16 protein-coding genes and 1 other RNA gene are annotated in these 15,687 nt (G+C 67.8%); 9 read left to right on the forward strand and 8 right to left on the reverse strand.

Annotated features, from left to right (window positions below; genetic code table 11):
- The first annotated feature begins 16 nt into the window (after positions 1-16).
- On the forward strand, positions 17-814 hold the full coding sequence (gene hisN, locus DW306_RS16440; RefSeq protein ID WP_240747231.1) for a histidinol-phosphatase: 798 nt from the start codon (positions 17-19) through the stop codon (positions 812-814).
- A 31-nt stretch (positions 815-845) separates the two neighbouring features.
- The gene (locus DW306_RS16445) at positions 846-1,415 is read left to right on the forward strand and encodes a hypothetical protein (RefSeq protein ID WP_136056660.1); all 570 of its coding nucleotides are present in this window, start codon (positions 846-848) and stop codon (positions 1,413-1,415) included.
- A gap of 18 nt (positions 1,416-1,433) precedes the next feature.
- Here DW306_RS16445 and DW306_RS16450 read toward each other — a convergent pair whose 3' ends face one another.
- The 3 genes from DW306_RS16450 to DW306_RS16460 are packed head-to-tail and all read right to left on the reverse strand — an operon-like array spanning position 1,434 to position 5,282.
- A complete protein-coding gene (locus DW306_RS16450; protein WP_136056661.1) occupies positions 1,434-2,237 on the reverse strand; it encodes a ferritin-like domain-containing protein in 804 nt (267 codons plus the stop codon).
- 1 nt (position 2,238) lies between these two features.
- Positions 2,239-4,503, reverse strand: a complete 2,265-nt coding sequence (locus DW306_RS16455; protein ID WP_136056662.1) for an SDR family oxidoreductase — start codon at positions 4,501-4,503, stop codon at positions 2,239-2,241.
- On the reverse strand, positions 4,500-5,282 hold the full coding sequence (locus DW306_RS16460) for a hypothetical protein (protein WP_240747232.1): 783 nt from the start codon (positions 5,280-5,282) through the stop codon (positions 4,500-4,502). Before DW306_RS16460 ends, DW306_RS16455 begins: the two co-directional genes overlap by 4 nt.
- Before the next feature lie 105 nt (positions 5,283-5,387).
- Between DW306_RS16460 and DW306_RS16465 the strand changes: the two genes are divergently transcribed.
- From DW306_RS16465 to DW306_RS16475, 3 genes are read left to right on the forward strand one after another with little or no spacing between them, the layout of a single operon-like run.
- Entirely contained in the window at positions 5,388-6,209 is an 822-nt protein-coding gene (locus tag DW306_RS16465; protein ID WP_136056664.1) for an SDR family NAD(P)-dependent oxidoreductase, read from the forward strand.
- Positions 6,209-6,898 carry a lysophospholipid acyltransferase family protein gene (locus tag DW306_RS16470; protein ID WP_136056665.1) on the forward strand — a complete coding sequence of 230 codons (690 nt, stop codon included), beginning with the start codon at positions 6,209-6,211 and terminating at the stop codon, positions 6,896-6,898. The genes DW306_RS16465 and DW306_RS16470 overlap by 1 nt, the downstream gene beginning before the upstream one ends.
- The gene (locus DW306_RS16475) at positions 6,895-8,568 is read left to right on the forward strand and encodes an FAD-binding oxidoreductase (protein ID WP_136056666.1); all 1,674 of its coding nucleotides are present in this window, start codon (positions 6,895-6,897) and stop codon (positions 8,566-8,568) included. Before DW306_RS16470 ends, DW306_RS16475 begins: the two co-directional genes overlap by 4 nt.
- 12 nt (positions 8,569-8,580) lie before the next feature.
- On the opposite strand, the gene DW306_RS16480 is transcribed toward DW306_RS16475, so the two are convergent.
- Entirely contained in the window at positions 8,581-9,126 is a 546-nt protein-coding gene (locus DW306_RS16480; RefSeq protein ID WP_136056667.1) for a TetR/AcrR family transcriptional regulator, read from the reverse strand.
- 77 nt (positions 9,127-9,203) lie between these two features.
- Here DW306_RS16480 and DW306_RS16485 point away from each other — a divergent pair, with 77 nt between their 5' ends.
- Complete coding sequence (locus DW306_RS16485) at positions 9,204-10,190, forward strand: diacylglycerol kinase family protein (RefSeq protein ID WP_240747233.1); 987 nt, start codon at positions 9,204-9,206, stop codon at positions 10,188-10,190.
- A 40-nt stretch (positions 10,191-10,230) separates the two neighbouring features.
- Positions 10,231-10,740 carry a GNAT family N-acetyltransferase gene (locus DW306_RS16490; RefSeq protein WP_136056668.1) on the forward strand — a complete coding sequence of 170 codons (510 nt, stop codon included), beginning with the start codon at positions 10,231-10,233 and terminating at the stop codon, positions 10,738-10,740.
- Positions 10,741-10,811: 71 nt separating this feature from the next.
- Here the strand turns inward: DW306_RS16490 and ssrA are convergent.
- Positions 10,812-11,181, reverse strand: a transfer-messenger RNA (tmRNA) gene (gene ssrA / locus DW306_RS16495).
- 140 nt (positions 11,182-11,321) lie between these two features.
- On the opposite strand from ssrA, the gene DW306_RS16500 reads away from it, so the two are divergent.
- Positions 11,322-11,984, forward strand: a complete 663-nt coding sequence (locus DW306_RS16500; protein WP_136056669.1) for an SIMPL domain-containing protein — start codon at positions 11,322-11,324, stop codon at positions 11,982-11,984.
- A gap of 6 nt (positions 11,985-11,990) precedes the next feature.
- On the opposite strand, the gene hflX is transcribed toward DW306_RS16500, so the two are convergent.
- Positions 11,991-13,502: a GTPase HflX gene (hflX, locus tag DW306_RS16505; RefSeq protein ID WP_136056670.1), complete on the reverse strand. Its 1,512-nt coding sequence runs from the start codon at positions 13,500-13,502 to the stop codon at positions 11,991-11,993.
- A gap of 67 nt (positions 13,503-13,569) precedes the next feature.
- Here hflX and DW306_RS16510 point away from each other — a divergent pair, with 67 nt between their 5' ends.
- Entirely contained in the window at positions 13,570-14,211 is a 642-nt protein-coding gene (locus tag DW306_RS16510) for a methyltransferase (protein ID WP_136056671.1), read from the forward strand.
- An 18-nt stretch (positions 14,212-14,229) separates the two neighbouring features.
- On the opposite strand, the gene dapF is transcribed toward DW306_RS16510, so the two are convergent.
- Positions 14,230-15,102: a diaminopimelate epimerase gene (gene dapF, locus DW306_RS16515; RefSeq protein ID WP_136056672.1), complete on the reverse strand. Its 873-nt coding sequence runs from the start codon at positions 15,100-15,102 to the stop codon at positions 14,230-14,232.
- A 44-nt stretch (positions 15,103-15,146) separates the two neighbouring features.
- A complete protein-coding gene (locus DW306_RS16520; protein WP_136056673.1) occupies positions 15,147-15,674 on the reverse strand; it encodes a dihydrofolate reductase family protein in 528 nt (175 codons plus the stop codon).
- Positions 15,675-15,687 lie beyond the last annotated feature (13 nt).

Here is a 15,687-nt window from a genome sequence, read left to right on the forward strand (position 1 = left end):
CGACTATTCTTGGACTGTGACCGACTCCCCCCGCGCCGATCTCCTGACTCGCGATCTCGAGCTCGCCTTGCGTCTCGCAGACGCCGCCGACGCGCAGTCGCTCCCGCGTTTCGACTCGGCCGACCTCGAGATCTCGACGAAGGCCGACAACTCGCACGTGACAGATGCCGATCTCGCCACGGAACGCGCGATCCGCAGCATCCTCGAAGTCGAACGTCCGGAGGACGGCATCTTCGGCGAGGAGTACGGCGCGCAGGGCAGCACCGAGCGTCAGTGGATCATCGACCCGATCGACGGCACCGCCAACTTCCTGCGCGGAGTGCCGCTCTGGGGCACCATGATCGCCCTCGCCATCGACGGCGTCCCCCAGGTCGGAGTGGTCAGCATGCCGGCGTTCGGACGACGCTGGTGGGCCTCCGCCGGCGAGGGAGCGTGGACAGCGACAGATGACGGCCCGCGACGGCTCCAGGCGTCTGCTGTGGCCTCCCTCGACGACGCGAGCGTCAGCTTCCAGAGCATCGCGCAATGGACGGATGCCGGAAAGCGCGATGCCCTCCTCGCTCTCGCCGATCGTGTCTGGCGCGACCGCGCATACGGGGATGTGTATGCCTACATGCTCCTGGCCGAAGGCCGCATCGACATGGTCGCCGAGTTCGACGTCAAGGAGTACGACATCGCGGCAGCCGTCCCGATCGTGCGCGAGGCGGGCGGACGCATGACGTCGTTCGACGGCGACGAGACGATCTCGGCGCGCTCGACACTCGCCACCAACGGCATCCTCCACGACGCCTTCCTCTCGCTCCTGCACGACTGAATCACGACTGATCCCGACCCCGAGGCACACCATGTCCCGCCGTATCATCTTCGCCGCAGCCGGTGGACTCCTGGGCCTCGCGGTGCTGGCCGGATGCGGGGCGCCCGCCGAGCAGCCCGAGCCCTCTCCCTCCGCATCGGCGGCGCCCACGCCGGAGAACAGCATCGAGCCCGTGGCCACTCCCGAGCCGACCGAGCCTGCCGAGGCGATCTCCTGCGAGACGATGATCTCCGCCGGCACGGTCGACGCACTCTCGAGTGCCGGGTGGACGTCGGAGCCGAAGGAGTTCGTGATCGGCGACGTCGAGCTCACCGCAGGCCTCCTGTGCTTCTGGGCCGACTATTCGGTCGGCTCCGACCACGGACAGCTGTACGGCTGGTCTCCGATCACGGTCGACGAGGAGGCACGTGCGCAGGATTCGCTGGTCGCCGGCGGCTGGCGACGGGAGGATTCCCCCGAGGGCATCTACTTCACCGAGGATCCGCAGTACTCGATGGGCACCGACGACGCCGGCTACGGCATGACCTACCTCTTCGGCGACGGATGGGTCAAGCTCGCCGACACCAAGCAGGGGCTCGTCCTGATCGAGTGGGCGGGCTGACGCCCGACTCCCCGCAGGTCAGGCGGCGGTCGCCTCGACGCCGTACTTCTTCATCGACGACTCGACGATCGTGAGGCCTTCGAGCCCCGGCATCTTGGAGATGTGGTCGTCGAGCTTGCGGATCTCCCGCAGCCCCTCCTCGCCGGCGAAGATGTGCCCCATGACGTGGGTGACCTCGGCGGGCTCCATGACGCTCGACCCCACCGGTCCCCAGGCGTTCTTGAGTGCGAACCGGGCGAGCTTCTGCGCCTTCTTGCTCGCTCCGAGGCGCTCGCGCGCCTGCGTCGCGTAGAACGCCACGTGGCGGGCCTCCTGCTTGGCGATGCGCTTGAGCAGCTCGGCGAGCACCGGGTGCTTCTCGAGCTCGGCGAGGCGGTTGTACGCGGCGACGGCCGACCATTCGTTCGCGGCACCCCAGATCATGTGCACGGCGATGAAGTCCTTGCCGACGATGTTGCCGAGCAGGGACTGCTTGATCGGGTCCAGACGATCCTTCCAGCCCAGCTTCAGGCGTGTCGCCTTGAGCTGGTCGAAGTCGACGGTGATGCCGTGCGCGCCGAGCACAGCCGCCAGTGCCTCGCCGTGCCAGAACTCCTCGCGGTTCCACATCGTCATGAACGCGCTGACGTCGGCTTCCTTGTGCGAGGGCGTGACGAGAAGATCACGCAGGTAGCAGACTGTGTGGTACTCGATGTCGCACATGTAGCGGAGGCTCCGCAGCGTCGACTCCGGCAGCGGGTTGGTCGTGAACTCGTCGAAGTCCAGGTCCTGCCAGTTCACGCTGACCGAGGTCGCGGTGTACTTGTCGATATCGAATGCCATGTCACGCACCTTCCGTCAGGGAGTCTCGCTTCGGACCACGCTTCCAGTGAAGCACCTTCCAGCGCTTCTCCCGAGCATGGCGGGACAACGGGATGTCCGGATTCACCGCATGGGGGTTCCCCAGCAGCTGCAGCCACACCAGATCGGCGTGGCTGTCGCCGTAGCCGAACGAGTGCTCCAGGTCGACGCCGTTCTGCTCGGCATAACGTCGCAGCCACGCGGCACGCGCCTCGTCGACGAGGGGCGGGCCCGCGAGGAAGCCGGTGAGCACGCCGTCGCGTTCCTGCATCCGCCCCGAGACGACCTCGTCGAAGAACGGCACGAAGGGCTCCACCATCAGGTCGATCGTTCCGGTCACCAGGACCGTGCGGTGTCCGGCGGCGCGGTGCTCCTGCACGCGCTGGAGCGCCTCGGGAAGCGCGCGACGCATCATGGCGCGGCCGAATCGGCCCTGCACCTCGCGCTGGATCTCGGTGACCCGGAAGCCCTCGTAGCGTCGCATGAACGTGCGGATGAACGCGCCGCGGTCGCGCCGCTCGGCGAGCCAGTACCGGCGCAGGGAGAACACGAAGTCGACGAGATCGTGTGCGAGCCGCTTCCGCGGCACGGTCGCGCTCCACAGCTGCAGGTACTGCTTGACGAGGTTCGACTCCAAGACGGTGCCCTCGAGATCGAAGATCGCGACGACGCCGTCGCGCACCGGCAGTGTGCGCTCGGCCTTCGCACCCGCGGGGCGCCTCTTGCCGAACGCCCTCGTCAACGTCGTGACGGCGGGGAAATGGATCTCCTGGAAGTAGTTCTCCCAGTCGATCTCGGTGACGTCGAAGCCCTCGTCGCGCTGCACGTCATCAGGGAGCGAGGCGAGCAGCGCCCGCGTATTGCTGTCGTCGAAGACGATCTCGGTCTGCACGTACGCGCGGTACAGCTCGGTGAATCCTCGCAGCTGCGTGAGCGCGAACTTGCCCTTGGAGATCTTCTCCAGCCACCGCGTTGTCCGGTCGCCTGCCGGCAGCCGTTCGATGACCTTCTCCATCTGCACCGCCTGACGCTCCCGGCGGACGAGGGCCTTCTCGACCTTCTCTCCGCCGGGGAAGCGCCAGCGCGGCACGGTGATGTCGCCGTTCTCGTCGGGCAGAGGATTGCGCGTGAAGTACGAGTTCACGTTCTCGTACATCCGGTGGAACGGCAGCGGGTTGGTGGCGCCGGAGACCACCTGGAAGTACTGCGGCTTCTTCGGCTCGGCCGGCCTCGCCGCGACAGCGAGCGCGGCGTTGACGACGAAGTCGACCGGGATGATGTCGAGGATCGAGTCGGGAAGACCCGGGAAGTCGGGAAGCTGGCCGCGTCCGTACGCGATGATGAGCGGGTCGGCGACCTTGAACCCGTCGATCCAACCGGGGAACGGATGCCGCAGGGCGCTCTCGATGATCGAGGGGCGCACGACGGAAAGACGATGACCCGCCTGGGACCACAGCTCCTCGGCGGCGCGCTCGGCGAACGCCTTGGTGAGGGTGTAGACGTCGGTCCAGCCGAGACTCTCGGCCCGCGTGCGGCCGTAGTCGACGAGACGCTCGCGCACCCACTCGGTGCGCGCGGTCTCGGCGAACTGCGCGACGGCCTGCGGCCCGGTCTTGCCATGGCGTCCCCGCGCGCGCTCCAGCTGCTTGCGCAGCGCCTCGGGCTGACGCGATTCGAGTTCCACGCGCACCCGCGCGGACTTCGCCGCCTCGTACTCCGCTCGCCAGTCCACGTCGTGCGTGAGCGAGGCCTCGGGAGCGATGCCCTTGCGGATGCCGCCGACGTACGCCGTGGAGATGTGCACGACGTGAGGGTCGCTCTTGCTGGCGAGCAGGGCTCCGTACACGCCGTACGCACCGCCGACGTTCGTGTCGAAAGCCTCGTCGATGGGCGGATCGAACGACACCGTCGAGGCGCTGTGCAGCACGACGTCGATATCGTCGGGAAGCTCGCCGACGTCGGTCAGCGAGCCCTCGTGCGCCGTCACCCGTCGGGCGAACTCCGCGCGAGCGGCCTCTTCGCCGAGCGACTCGATCCACTTCGAGAACACGGGCTTGCGCAGCATGTTCGCCAGCCGCGTCTCGCCCGTCTGACTGCCCTTGCTGCGCACGAGCACGGTGATCCGGGTGCCCGGATGACTCGAGAGCAGCCGCTCGAGGATCGCCTGACCGACGAAACCGGTGCCTCCCGTGAGGAAGACGTGCTCATCGGTGAGCGACGGAGCGGACGTGGTGGTGGCAGAGGTCACAGGCGAGCAGCCTTTCGAAAGAGTCCCAGTCCGCCTTGGCCAGGGAGGGAGTCGACGCGGTCATCGAGCTCCGTGAGGAGAGCCGCGCGATCTGCGAACAGGTGGGAGAAGTAGAAGTCGGTGTCTGCACGCGACTGGGCCTTGGCGCCGATGGGCCACGCCATACGGCTGAGTCGGCGGCGGGTGAGCTTCCTGGACTGGGCGGATCTCTCGAGCCGGAATCGCGCCTGCGCCTCGAAGAAGACCAGCTGCCGCTCCTTGACCTCGAGGAAGCGGGTGACGGTCTGGGCCAGCTGCGGATTCGGGTCGAGCTCGAGGAGACGACGGTACGCGGCCTGGGTGATCCATTCATCGACGGTCCCCTGCGCCATGTGCACCGCGATCATGGGCACGCCGACGATGTTCGCGAAGATCGACTCCCGGATCGTGCGCTCGACGGGCGTGACGAAAGGCGATCGATCGGGCTCGGCACCCTCGGGCTGATGAGCGAGCAGGATCTGCTCGATCGCGTCGGCGATCCAGTACTTCTCATACGCCCAGGTGGTGAGGAACGCCGTGATGCGCGCATCCTTGTGCGTCGCGGTGACGAGCACGCTGCGCAGATGCGTCATGGTCGCACGCTCGATGATCTGCATATAACGAAGGATCCGCAACGTGTCGTCCGTCACCGGGTTGCTCCGATACGACTCGAGATCGAGCGCATCGCGATGGCTGCCCGCCGCCGTGCGCGCGAACTCCCGCACGTCGAATCCCGGGGCAGGGATCCGCGCGTCATCCATCGAGGTCACTTCCGATTCCCGCATCCGCCGCCCTCCCTGAGCTAGATCGACTAGACGGAGTCTAACGTCCCTACGCTACGGGTCCCGTAGCGTAGGGTGAACGTCATGGCTACGGCTCTCATCACGGGCGGAACCTCGGGCATCGGTGCCGCGTTCGCGGAACAACTCGCTGCCCGTGGCTACGACCTCGTGCTCGTGGCGAGAGACCCGGGGCGACTCGCCTCCGCTGCCGCCGCACTGAGCAGCACGCGAGGGGTCGCCGTCGAGACGATCAGCGCCGATCTGGCCGAACGAGCGGATGCCGAGCGCGTCGTCGCGCGCATCGAAGACCCGGAGCGGCCCATCGACCTGCTCGTCAACAACGCGGGCTCCGGCGTGCGCGCGGAGCTGACCTCGAGCGACACCGCCGCCCACGATCGCGGGATCGCCGTGATGTGCACCGCCGTGCTCCTTCTCGGCGGCGCCGCCGGACGCACGATGCGCGACCGCGGCACCGGAGCGATCCTCAACGTCTCGAGCCTGCAGAGCCTCTTCACCACAGGCTCCTACGCGGCGATGAAGGCGTGGGTGACGTCCTACTCCCAGAGCCTGTCCGTCGAGCTGCGAGGAACCGGCGTGACGGTCACCGCCGTCCTTCCGGGATGGGTCACGACCCCCTGGCACACGGGATCCGGCGCGCGCGCCAGCGCGATACCCGGCTGGCTGTGGATCGGCCCCGATGTCGTCGCCCGCACCGCCCTCGCCGACCTGGACCGAGGCCGGGTGATCTCGATACCGACCGGGCGCTATCGTGCGATCGGATGGTTCGCGCGGCACCTGCCGCGCTCTGTCATCCGATGGATCTCCGGGAAGATCTCCTCTCGGCGCAGCAGACCCGCGCAGAGCACCGATCCCCTGACCACTCTCACGACGACCGAGGACTCCTGATGACGGACCGCTTCACCTCGAAGCCCCTCGCGGTGCTTCGATTCCTCGCGCAGCGCGCGCTGCTCAAGCCCCTCGTCTGGAACCTCGTGAAGGTCACCGTGCACGGGGCCGAACGAGTCGACGGCCTGTCGGCCCCGTTCATCGCGGTCGCGAACCATTCGAGCCACCTCGATGCGCCGCTGATCATGGGCTGGCTTCCGCGCCGGCTGTCCCGCTACCTCGCCGCGGGTGCGGCCGCGGACTACTTCTTCGACGTGAGGTGGCGTAAGGCCCTCACGATCCTCTTCTTCGGCGCGTTCGCCATCGAGCGCAACGGCGAACGCAAGCGCGGAGGACTCTCTCGGTCACTCCTCACGCGAGGAGTGCCGATCCTGATCTTCCCGGAGGGCGGTCGTTCGAAGTCGGGAGAGATCGGGCGCTTCAAACCCGGCGCCGCCGCGCTCTCGCTGGCGACCCAGGTGCCGTGCCTGCCGATCGCCTTGGTCGGCGCGTCGACGGCGATGCCCCGCGGACGCAACTGGCCCAAACCCGGCCGCCTGCCGGTCGCGATCGTGATCGGCGCGCCGATGCTGCCGGATGCGCAAGAATCAGCAGAAGACTTCTCCCGTCGGATCGCAGACGAAGTCCGACGATTGCACTCATCCGTGCTCCCCGCACCGGCGGAGCACGCGCAGAAGGGACATGTATGAGCAACACCGTCGCGCACATGAAGTGGTGGGGCTGGGGCAAGGACGGGGTGGGCTTCCACCACGAGGACAAGCCCGGCTTCGCTCCCTTCGTCGAGTACGCCGTGGGGCTCGACCTCGGCCGCGCCACGCGCGCGAGCGAGCCGTCGTTCGCCGATCTGAACGTCCCCGAGAGCAACGCCTCACCCGATTTCGTGCAGCAGCTGGTCGCGATCGTCGGCGAGGAGCACGCCACCACCGATGACATGGCGCGCGTGGTGCACACCTATGGCAAGAGCCTGCGCGACCTCGTGCGCATCCGCGGCAACGCCATCCTGCGCAGTCCCGACGTTGTCGTCTACCCCGCCGACGAGGCAGAGGTCCAGGCGATCGTGGATGCCGCGGTCGCCGCAGACGCCGTCATCATCCCGTTCGGCGGCGGCAGCAACATCGCCGGCAGCCTCGAGCCCGTCCCCGCGGAGACGCGCACGATCGTCTCGCTCGACCTCGGCCGCCTGCGCGAGGTCATCGACATCGACAGGGAATCGGGTCTCGCGCGGATCCAGGCCGGCGCCCAGGGACCCGACCTCGAAGCGCAGCTGAACGCGAAGGGATGGACCATCGGGCACTTCCCCGACAGCTTCACCCACTCGACGGTCGGCGGCTGGGTCGCCACGCGCTCCTCCGGCATGCAGTCCGACAAGTACGGCGACATCGCCGACATCGCCCGTGGGCTGCGCGTCGTGCGGCCGGGTGATGTGCTGGTCCTGCGCCCACTGCCGAGCACCTCCAGCGGACCCAGCGTGCGCGAGATGATCCTCGGCAGCGAGGGGCGCCTCGGCGTCATCACCGAGGTCACGGTGCAGGTGCATCGCGTGCCCGAGAAGCGCAACATCTACGCGTACTTCTTCCCGAACTGGGACGCCGGCATCGCCGCCATGCGCGCGATCGCCGAATCCGACGCGACTCCCTCGATCACCCGCATCTCGGATGCCCGCGAGACGGGGTTCACGCTGGCGACCAGCAAACAGCGCCAGGGCTTCTCGAAGTTCACGGCCGAGACCGCGCTCCCCCGCCTGATGAAGGCGAAGGGATGGAACCTCGATGACATCTGCCTGTCCTTCATCGGGTACGAGGGCGGCACCGCGCACGCGAAGCGTCAGAAGAAACTCGTCGACGCGATCGTGAAGAAGCACGGCGGGATGGGCGTGGGCGAGGGCCCCGGCATCCTCTACGACCAGAAGAAGTTCGATACCCCGTACCTGCGCGACTTCCTGCTCGACATGGGCGCCGCGGGTGACGTGTCCGAGACGGCGGCGCCGTGGTCGAAGCTGACGGCCGTGCATGACGCGGTGTACGCGGCGGCCCAGAAGGCCTACGACGAGATCGGCCGCAAGGGCTGGATCATGTCGCACATGTCGCACTCGTACCACTCGGGCGCCTGCCTGTACTTCACGTTCGCCTTCGTCTTCGGCGACGACCCCATCGGCGAGTACGACACGGTGAAGAAGGCGATCCAGCAGGCGTTCGTCGACAACGACGCCACGATCTCGCACCACCACGGGGTCGGGCGCGAGCATTCGGCCTGGCTCGAGGAAGACATCTCCGCCGAGGGCGTGAAGGTCATGACGGCGCTGTTCGACGGCGCCGACAAGGGCGCGAACTTCAACCCGAACAAGATCCTCGCAGACTGATCGCGACGGCGCTCAGCGAGCGTCGAACGCCGGCCAGACGAGGGTGAGCACCGACTCGACCCAGGCGTCGTCGGTCGGACGCCCACGGATCATCTCGGCGACCACTCCGCCGAGAAGCAGGCTGATGATCAACTCGACGTCGAGGTCGCGCCGGATCTCCCCGCGTTGCGCCCGTGCGCGGATCTCGTCCCGCAGCGGGGCGGTCGTCGTGCGGATCATCCCGCGCAGCAGGGTCGTGAACTCCGGGTCGGAATCCATCACCACTGCCGCCAGGGTTCCGCGTCCGACGACGTTCTCGATGGTGTCGCGGGCATGGCTGAGCACCCAGCGGATCATGTCCTCGGTCGGGAGGTCGTCAGGGATCACAGCGACGGACGAGACGGATGCCACGGCCGAGGTCAGCATCTCCTCGCGGTTCTGAAAACGCCGGTAGATGGTCGTCTTCGCGACGCCCGACGCCGCCGCGACCGATTCCACGCTGACGGCGAGAGGGCCGCGCTTTCGGAGGATCTCGAGGGCGGCACGGAAGATCCTCTCCTCGATGCCGACCTCACTCATCCCCCCATCGTATCGAAGCGATATGTCGGCCTTCGGGTCGGAGCGGGAACCACGGCCGAGATGCCTAGGATGAGCCTGTGCCCCTTCCTGCCGACAGACCACGCGCCGCGGTCGTCGTCAACCCTGCGAAGGTCGACATGGAGCGGTTCCGGAGGGTCGTCGCGTCCGAAGAGGAGCGCTCCGGCTGGGATCCGACGACATGGTTCGAGACGGCAGCAGAGGATGACGGGCGGGCTGCCGTCGACGCGGCTCTCGCCGCAGAGCCGGATGTCGTGCTCGTCGCCGGCGGCGACGGCACGCTGCGAGAGGCGGCCGACCGGCTGCGGGGAACGAACATCCCCTTGGCGCTCATCCCGGTGGGCACAGCGAACAACTTCGCCCGGGAGCTGCGGCTTCCGATGAGCGACCTCGCAGGCGCGGTCTCGATCGCCTTCCTCGGTGTCGATCGCCCGATCGACGTGGGACTCGCGGAGGTCGAGCGGGAGGACGGGAGCGTGTCGCAGCACTCGTTCCTCGTGATGGCGGGCATCGGCGTCGACGCCCAGATGGCCGCGAACGTCAGCAAGCCGATGAAGAAGCGCATCGGCTGGCTCGCGTACGTCGACCCGATCGCGCGGAGCGTCATCGGGAACAAGCAGTTCGACCTGACGTATCGCCTCGACGACGCGCCGGAGCGGAAGACCCGTGCGCATACGGTGATCGTCGGGAACTCGGGTTACCTGCCCGCCGGTCTGCTCCTGCTCCCCGACGCCGTCATCGACGACGGGTTCCTCGATGCCGTCATCCTCCGTCCCGGTCGAGGCCCCGGCTGGTGGGTGATCGGGGTCCGCATCACGTTCAACCGGATGCTGCGCCACACCCGGTTCGGCCGACGTATCTCGGAGGTCTCACCCCCGCTCCGCTCGATCCGCTGGGCACAGGCATCGACGCTCAGCATCCGCCTCAGCGAACCTCAGGTCATGCAGTTCGACGGCGACGCCATCGGCGCCGTGTCGGCGGCGACGATCACGGTCGACCATCACACGCTGATCATGCGCCTGCCCGCGCAGCCGGCGCGCCTCTGAGCGCGTCACAAAAGTCGGTGGCCCGTGTCACGCTGGGCGCATGGAGCCCCTTGCCCTTCGCCTCTGGCAGAACGATGACCTGCCGCTTCTCCACCGGGCGAACTCCCCCGAGATGACGGCACACCTCAACGGCCCCGAGACCATCGAGCAGGTCGAAGACCGACACGCCCGCTACCTCGGATACCTCGAGACGGGCGAGGCCCGGATGTTCGCGATCCTGCTCGGCGGGGTCGCCGTCGGGTCGATCGGGTACTGGAAAGTGACCTGGCGCGAGCAGGAGGCGTGGGAGACCGGATGGTTCGTGCTGCCCGAGGCGCAGGGACACGGCGTCGCCGCCCGCGCTCTCGCACTGCTGATCGACGACCTCCGCGAGGAGGAGGCCGAGAGCGGCAGACACGTGCTGGTGGCGTTCCCCGGGGTCGACAACCCGGCGTCGAACGCCGTCTGTCGCCGAGCAGGCTTCGAGTACGTCGGTTCGACGACCGATGTCTTCCGCGAGCAGCCGCTCGTGATGAACGAATGCGCGCTCGACCTCGGCTCTCCCCGCTGAGCGCACACGCAGAAGCCCCCTGTGTCCTCATTCTCATGAGTTCACAGGGGGCTTCTCCCGCGACAACGGCTTGGTGGAGCTGGGGGGAATCGAACCCCCGTCCAACGCTGCTAATCCACGCCTTCTCCGGGCGCAGTCTGTGAAGACGTTCTGCTCGGCTCCGACCTTTGTCACAGACACCTAAGTCGACGAGCCCAGCCTGGGAAGAGTCCCGCGTGACGTCCAGACGCCGTCACACAGCAAGATTCCTAGATGACGCCAGGGTCCGTGTCGGAATCACACACGGTCTGACGGACTATCGGGCTCGCTTATGCAGCGAGGGCGAAGTCGTTGCGCTTGGTTTCGGCAACTATTTTTTTGCAGAGAGCGTTTACGAGATAACTCTGCATCCTCGGCCCGCTTCTCGTGGATACACAGGCGCTGTCGAAACCGATCAGCCCCGTGGTCCTTCTCTCGAAGGAGCCGCTGTCGCACTGTGGAATTGTCAGCCGGGTGACGAACACCCGAGCATCTCAGACTACAACGTCGCGGGAGTCTGCGCCATTCCGCAGGGCCCGAGGGGGCTGGCGTAGAGTCGCCCCATGAGCGATGTCACGGTCACCGTCCGCGGCGAGCACGAGGCGCGGGTCGCGCCGGAGCGCGCCACCATCAGCGTCAGCGTACGAGCAGAGGGGCCCGAACGCGCCTCCGTCGTCGACCACGTCATGACGCTCGCAGAGCCGGTGCGCGCCAGCATCACGCAGCGGGCGGATGCCGGGAGCGTCGTCGACTGGACGAGCAAGCGCCTCTCCGTCCGCGCGGAGCGCCCATGGAACAACGACGGCAAACGCCTGGCGCCCGTGTACTACGCGAGCATCGATTTCACCGCGACCTTCGTCGAGGCGTCCGAGCTCTCCATCTGGGTGTCGGACATCTCGCCCTGGGACGGCGTCGAGGTCGGCTGGGTGAACTGGCACCTGACGCCCGAGACCAGCGCGCGCATCGAGCGCGAGGTCGCCGCGCAGGCCGTCGGCGTCGCGGTCACCCGGGCGGAGACCTACGCCCATGCCCTCGGCCTCGGCGAGGTCACCCCGCGCGAGATCGCCGACGTCGGCCTGATCTCGAGCGGTCAGCCGTCTCCGGCCGCCCCCATGATGAAGGCGCGCGGAGCCGCCTTCGCCGCAGACTCCGGCGCCGCGATGCAGTACGAACCCGAGGACATCGTGATCTCCGCGACCGTCGAGGCGCGGTTCCTGGCTCGCTGAGCGGACTCAGACGGCGCGAGCGAACGGCGCCAGGTCGGCGGCGAGACGCTCAGAGACTCGGGCGTGCACGGCAGTGCCGTCCTCCCGGTGCTCGACCGACAGCAGCATCCCCGTCTCGTGGATCGCCGCGATCAGGTCTCCGCGGTCGTACGGGACCACCGCGTGCACCTCGACCGCCGGCTTCGGCAGCGCCTCCTCGATGGCGGCGCGCAGCTCGGCGATGCCCTCGCCCGACCGTGACGAGACGAAATGGGCGTGCGGCTGCAGACCGCGGAGCACCATCCGCTCGTCCTCGCTGATCAGGTCGGCCTTGTTGAAGACCACGATCTCGGGCAGATCGCGAACGCCGACGTCGCCCATCACGTCGCGCACCGTCTGCAGCTGACCCGCCGGGTCGGGGTGCGATCCTTCGACGACGTGCAGCACGACGTCGGCCTGACCGACCTCCTCCAGCGTCGAGCGGAATGCCTCGACCAGCTGATGCGGCAGGTTGCGGACGAAACCCACGGTGTCGGTGATCGTGTAGACACGACCGTCTTCGGTCTCCGAACGGCGCACAGTCGCGTCGAGGGTCGCGAACAGCGCGTTCTCGACGAGCACGCCCGCGCTCGTGAGCGCGTTCAGCAGACTGGACTTGCCGGCATTCGTGTACCCCGCGATCGCCACGGAAGGGATCGTGTTGCGCTTGCGCTCGGCGCGCTTTGCCTCCCGAGCCGGACCGAAATCGCGGATCTGTCGGCGCAGCAGCGCCATCTTGGTGCGGATGCGACGACGATCGAGTTCGATCTTGGTCTCACCGGGACCACGGGAACCCATTCCGGCGCCTCCGGCACCGACCTGTCCACCGGCCTGACGGCTCATCGAGTCACCCCAGCCGCGGAGGCGGGGAAGCAGGTATTCGAGCTGTGCGAGCTCGACCTGAGCCTTGCCCTCGCGGCTCTTGGCGTGCTGGCTGAAGATGTCGAGGATCACGGTCGTGCGGTCGATGACCTTCACCTTGACCACGTCTTCCAGTGCTCGACGCTGGCTCGGTGCGAGCTCGGTGTCGGCGATCACGGTGTCGGCGCCGACCGCCGCGACGATGTCCTTGAGCTCCTGCGCCTTGCCTCGACCGAGGTAGGTGGCGGCATCCGGGTGCGGACGGCGCTGGAGCACGCCGTCGAGCACGACGGCGCCCGCTGTCTCAGCCAGAGCGGCGAGTTCGCGCAGCGAATTCTCCGCGTCCTCCTGTGCACCCTGGGGGTAGACGCCCACGAGCACGACGTTCTCCAGTCGAAGCTGTCGGTACTCGACCTCGGTGACGTCTTCGAGTTCTGTCGAGAGGCCGCCGACGCGACGCAGCGCGTGGCGATCCTCGAGGTCCCACTGATTGCCGTCCGTCGTCGAGTGTGCGGCGGTCGAGTCGTCCTGCAGCGCCTGTGCGGCGCCGAAGACGCGAACCTCGGAGCGCTTCTCTGCGTTCGCGAGCACGCGGTCGAGCGCCTCGTCATCGGTGGAGTGTGTGGTGGTCTCCGTCATCCGTTCCTGATCTCTGCTTTCGTTGCGAGCCTTAACCTTAGCCCGGGGTGTCCGGTACGCTCACCGTATGGGGTCTGAACACTACTTCACTGCGGCCCCGGCAAGCCCCGAGAATCTGCGATCGATCCGTGTGTCACTCGCAGGCCGTGAGCTGGATGTCACCACCGCGGGTGGCGTCTTCAGCCCGGATCGGCTGGATGCCGGCACCGCAGTGCTCCTCGCCAACATGCCCCCGGTCCCTCCGGGTGGCAATCTCCTGGACCTCGGGAGCGGCTGGGGTCCGATCACCCTGTCGATGGCCCTGGCCGCGCCGCACGCGACCGTGTGGGCCGTCGATGTGAACGAGCGAGCCCTCGATCTCGTGCGCCGCAATGCTGCAGCCCTCGGTCTCTCCAATGTCAACGCTTCGCTGCCCGATGATGTTCCCGAAGACGTCACGTTCCGCACGATCCGCTCCAATCCGCCGATCCGCGTCGGGAAGAACGAGCTGCACGGCCTGTTGGAGCGCTGGATCCCGCGACTCGACGATCGCAGCGACGCGTGGCTCGTGGTGCAGCGGAACCTGGGGGCGGACTCTCTGCAGCGCTGGATCGGAGCGACGTTCCACCCGGGCTACAGCGTGTTCCGCACGGCGACCGGCAAGGGCTACCGCATCCTCAAGGTGCGCAAGCACGGAACTCCGGTGACGGAGCCGATCACCCTCAGCTGAGCCGCGCCTGCCCGCCGCTCAGATCAGGTCGACCTCGCCCTGGAACACGAGCTGCGCGGGACCGGCCAGCCCGACGTGCTCGCCGTCCTCCGCCGGGAACATGCGCACGCTGAGCGTGCCGCCGGGCACCTCGACCTGCCAGTTGTTCGGCGCCTGCTCGCCCGCCCAGTACCGTACCGCGAGGGCGGTCGCCGCGATCCCGGTACCGCAGCTGAGGGTCTCGCCGACGCCCCGCTCGTGGACGCGCATGGTCACGTGACCGATGCCGTCGCGCACCAGCGGCTCACCGGGCACGACGAACTCGATGTTCGCACCCGCGGGCAGCACGGGGTCGAGATCCGGGGCTCGGTGCAGTTCGACCGACGCGAGCTCCGCTTCGGAGGCGAGAGCGACGACCACATGCGGATTGCCGATGTCGATACCGAGGCCGGGCCGCGTCACGGGCAGGCCGTCGACGCGCACGAGCGGGTCGTCTCCGGAGAGCTTCCAGAGTCCCAGATCGACCTGGTAGCCCGTTGCACTCCGCGTCACGTCGCGGACACCGGCCCGGGTTCCGATCGGCAGGGTCGAACCCTGCTCGATGCTCGCGAGTCCGGCGCGCACGAGGAAATGCGCGAAGACCCGGATGCCGTTTCCGCACATCTCGGCGATCGAGCCGTCGGCGTTGCGATAGTCCATGAACCATTCGGCGTCGGGCTCTTCCGCGAGGGCGGCCGCACCTTCGGGGATCGCGGAGGATCGCACCACCCGCAGGATGCCGTCGGCCCCGATCCCGAAGTGCCGGTCGCAGAGCACGGCGACCTGCTCGACCGTCAGATCGAGCTCCCCGTTGGGGTCGGCGATGATGATGAAGTCGTTGCCGGTGCCGTGTCCCTTGGTGAATGCGACCATGATCCCAGTCTAGGGATTACGAAAGGCACCCCGGAACGCACGCCTCAGCCGCGCAGCACCCGGTAGCGCCCGCACAGGAAGTTGCGGTTGCGAGCGACGTCGAGCAGCTCGAGGTCGAGTACGCGTGGCAGGAGCGGAGCGCCGGAGCCGAGCGTCACCGGCGCGAACTGCACCCACACCTCGTCGAGCAGACCGGCGTCGGCGAACTGCCCGGCGAGGTCTCCCCCGCCGATCACCCAGAGATCCTTGCCGTCGGCGGCCGCGACCATCTCGGCATGCACCCCGGCGACGTCGCCCTGCGTGAGGCGGATGTCGGCCCCTTCGGCGATCTCGAGTTCGCGGTGCGTGAAGACCCAGGCCGGCTGCGTGTACCCCCAGCGGCCCTCTTCGTGCTGCATCACCCATTCGTACGTCGAGGCACCCATCGCGAGTGCGCCGATCGTCTTCTCGAACCCCTGATAGGCCATGGGGCCGTCAGGGTCGATGTCCTGCTTCAGCAACCAGTCGAGGGAGTGCTCGGCGGTCGCGATGAACCCGTCGAGACTGGACGCTGTGAAGAAGTGTGTCGTCATGCCCGAGAGCATG

The sequence above is a fragment of the Microbacterium sp. K24 genome (genome assembly GCF_004794465.1).
Lineage (GTDB): Bacteria > Actinomycetota > Actinomycetes > Actinomycetales > Microbacteriaceae > Microbacterium.

Bases quoted from the DNA above. Each gene is read 5' to 3' on its own strand.
- DW306_RS16445 (WP_136056660.1), top strand. From the start codon at position 846: ATGTCCCGCCGTATCATCTTCGCCGCAGCCGGTGGACTCCTGGGCCTC.
- DW306_RS16450 (WP_136056661.1), bottom strand. From the start codon at position 2,237: ATGGCATTCGATATCGACAAGTACACCGCGACCTCGGTCAGCGTGAAC.
- DW306_RS16460 (WP_240747232.1), bottom strand. From the start codon at position 5,282: ATGGATGACGCGCGGATCCCTGCCCCGGGATTCGACGTGCGGGAGTTC.
- DW306_RS16465 (WP_136056664.1), top strand. From the start codon at position 5,388: ATGGCTACGGCTCTCATCACGGGCGGAACCTCGGGCATCGGTGCCGCG.
- DW306_RS16470 (WP_136056665.1), top strand. From the start codon at position 6,209: ATGACGGACCGCTTCACCTCGAAGCCCCTCGCGGTGCTTCGATTCCTC.
- DW306_RS16475 (WP_136056666.1), top strand. From the start codon at position 6,895: ATGAGCAACACCGTCGCGCACATGAAGTGGTGGGGCTGGGGCAAGGAC.
- DW306_RS16480 (WP_136056667.1), bottom strand. From the start codon at position 9,126: ATGAGTGAGGTCGGCATCGAGGAGAGGATCTTCCGTGCCGCCCTCGAG.
- DW306_RS16490 (WP_136056668.1), top strand. From the start codon at position 10,231: ATGGAGCCCCTTGCCCTTCGCCTCTGGCAGAACGATGACCTGCCGCTT.
- DW306_RS16500 (WP_136056669.1), top strand. From the start codon at position 11,322: ATGAGCGATGTCACGGTCACCGTCCGCGGCGAGCACGAGGCGCGGGTC.
- hflX (WP_136056670.1), bottom strand. From the start codon at position 13,502: ATGACGGAGACCACCACACACTCCACCGATGACGAGGCGCTCGACCGC.
- DW306_RS16510 (WP_136056671.1), top strand. From the start codon at position 13,570: ATGGGGTCTGAACACTACTTCACTGCGGCCCCGGCAAGCCCCGAGAAT.
- dapF (WP_136056672.1), bottom strand. From the start codon at position 15,102: ATGGTCGCATTCACCAAGGGACACGGCACCGGCAACGACTTCATCATC.
- DW306_RS16520 (WP_136056673.1), bottom strand. From the start codon at position 15,674: ATGACGACACACTTCTTCACAGCGTCCAGTCTCGACGGGTTCATCGCG.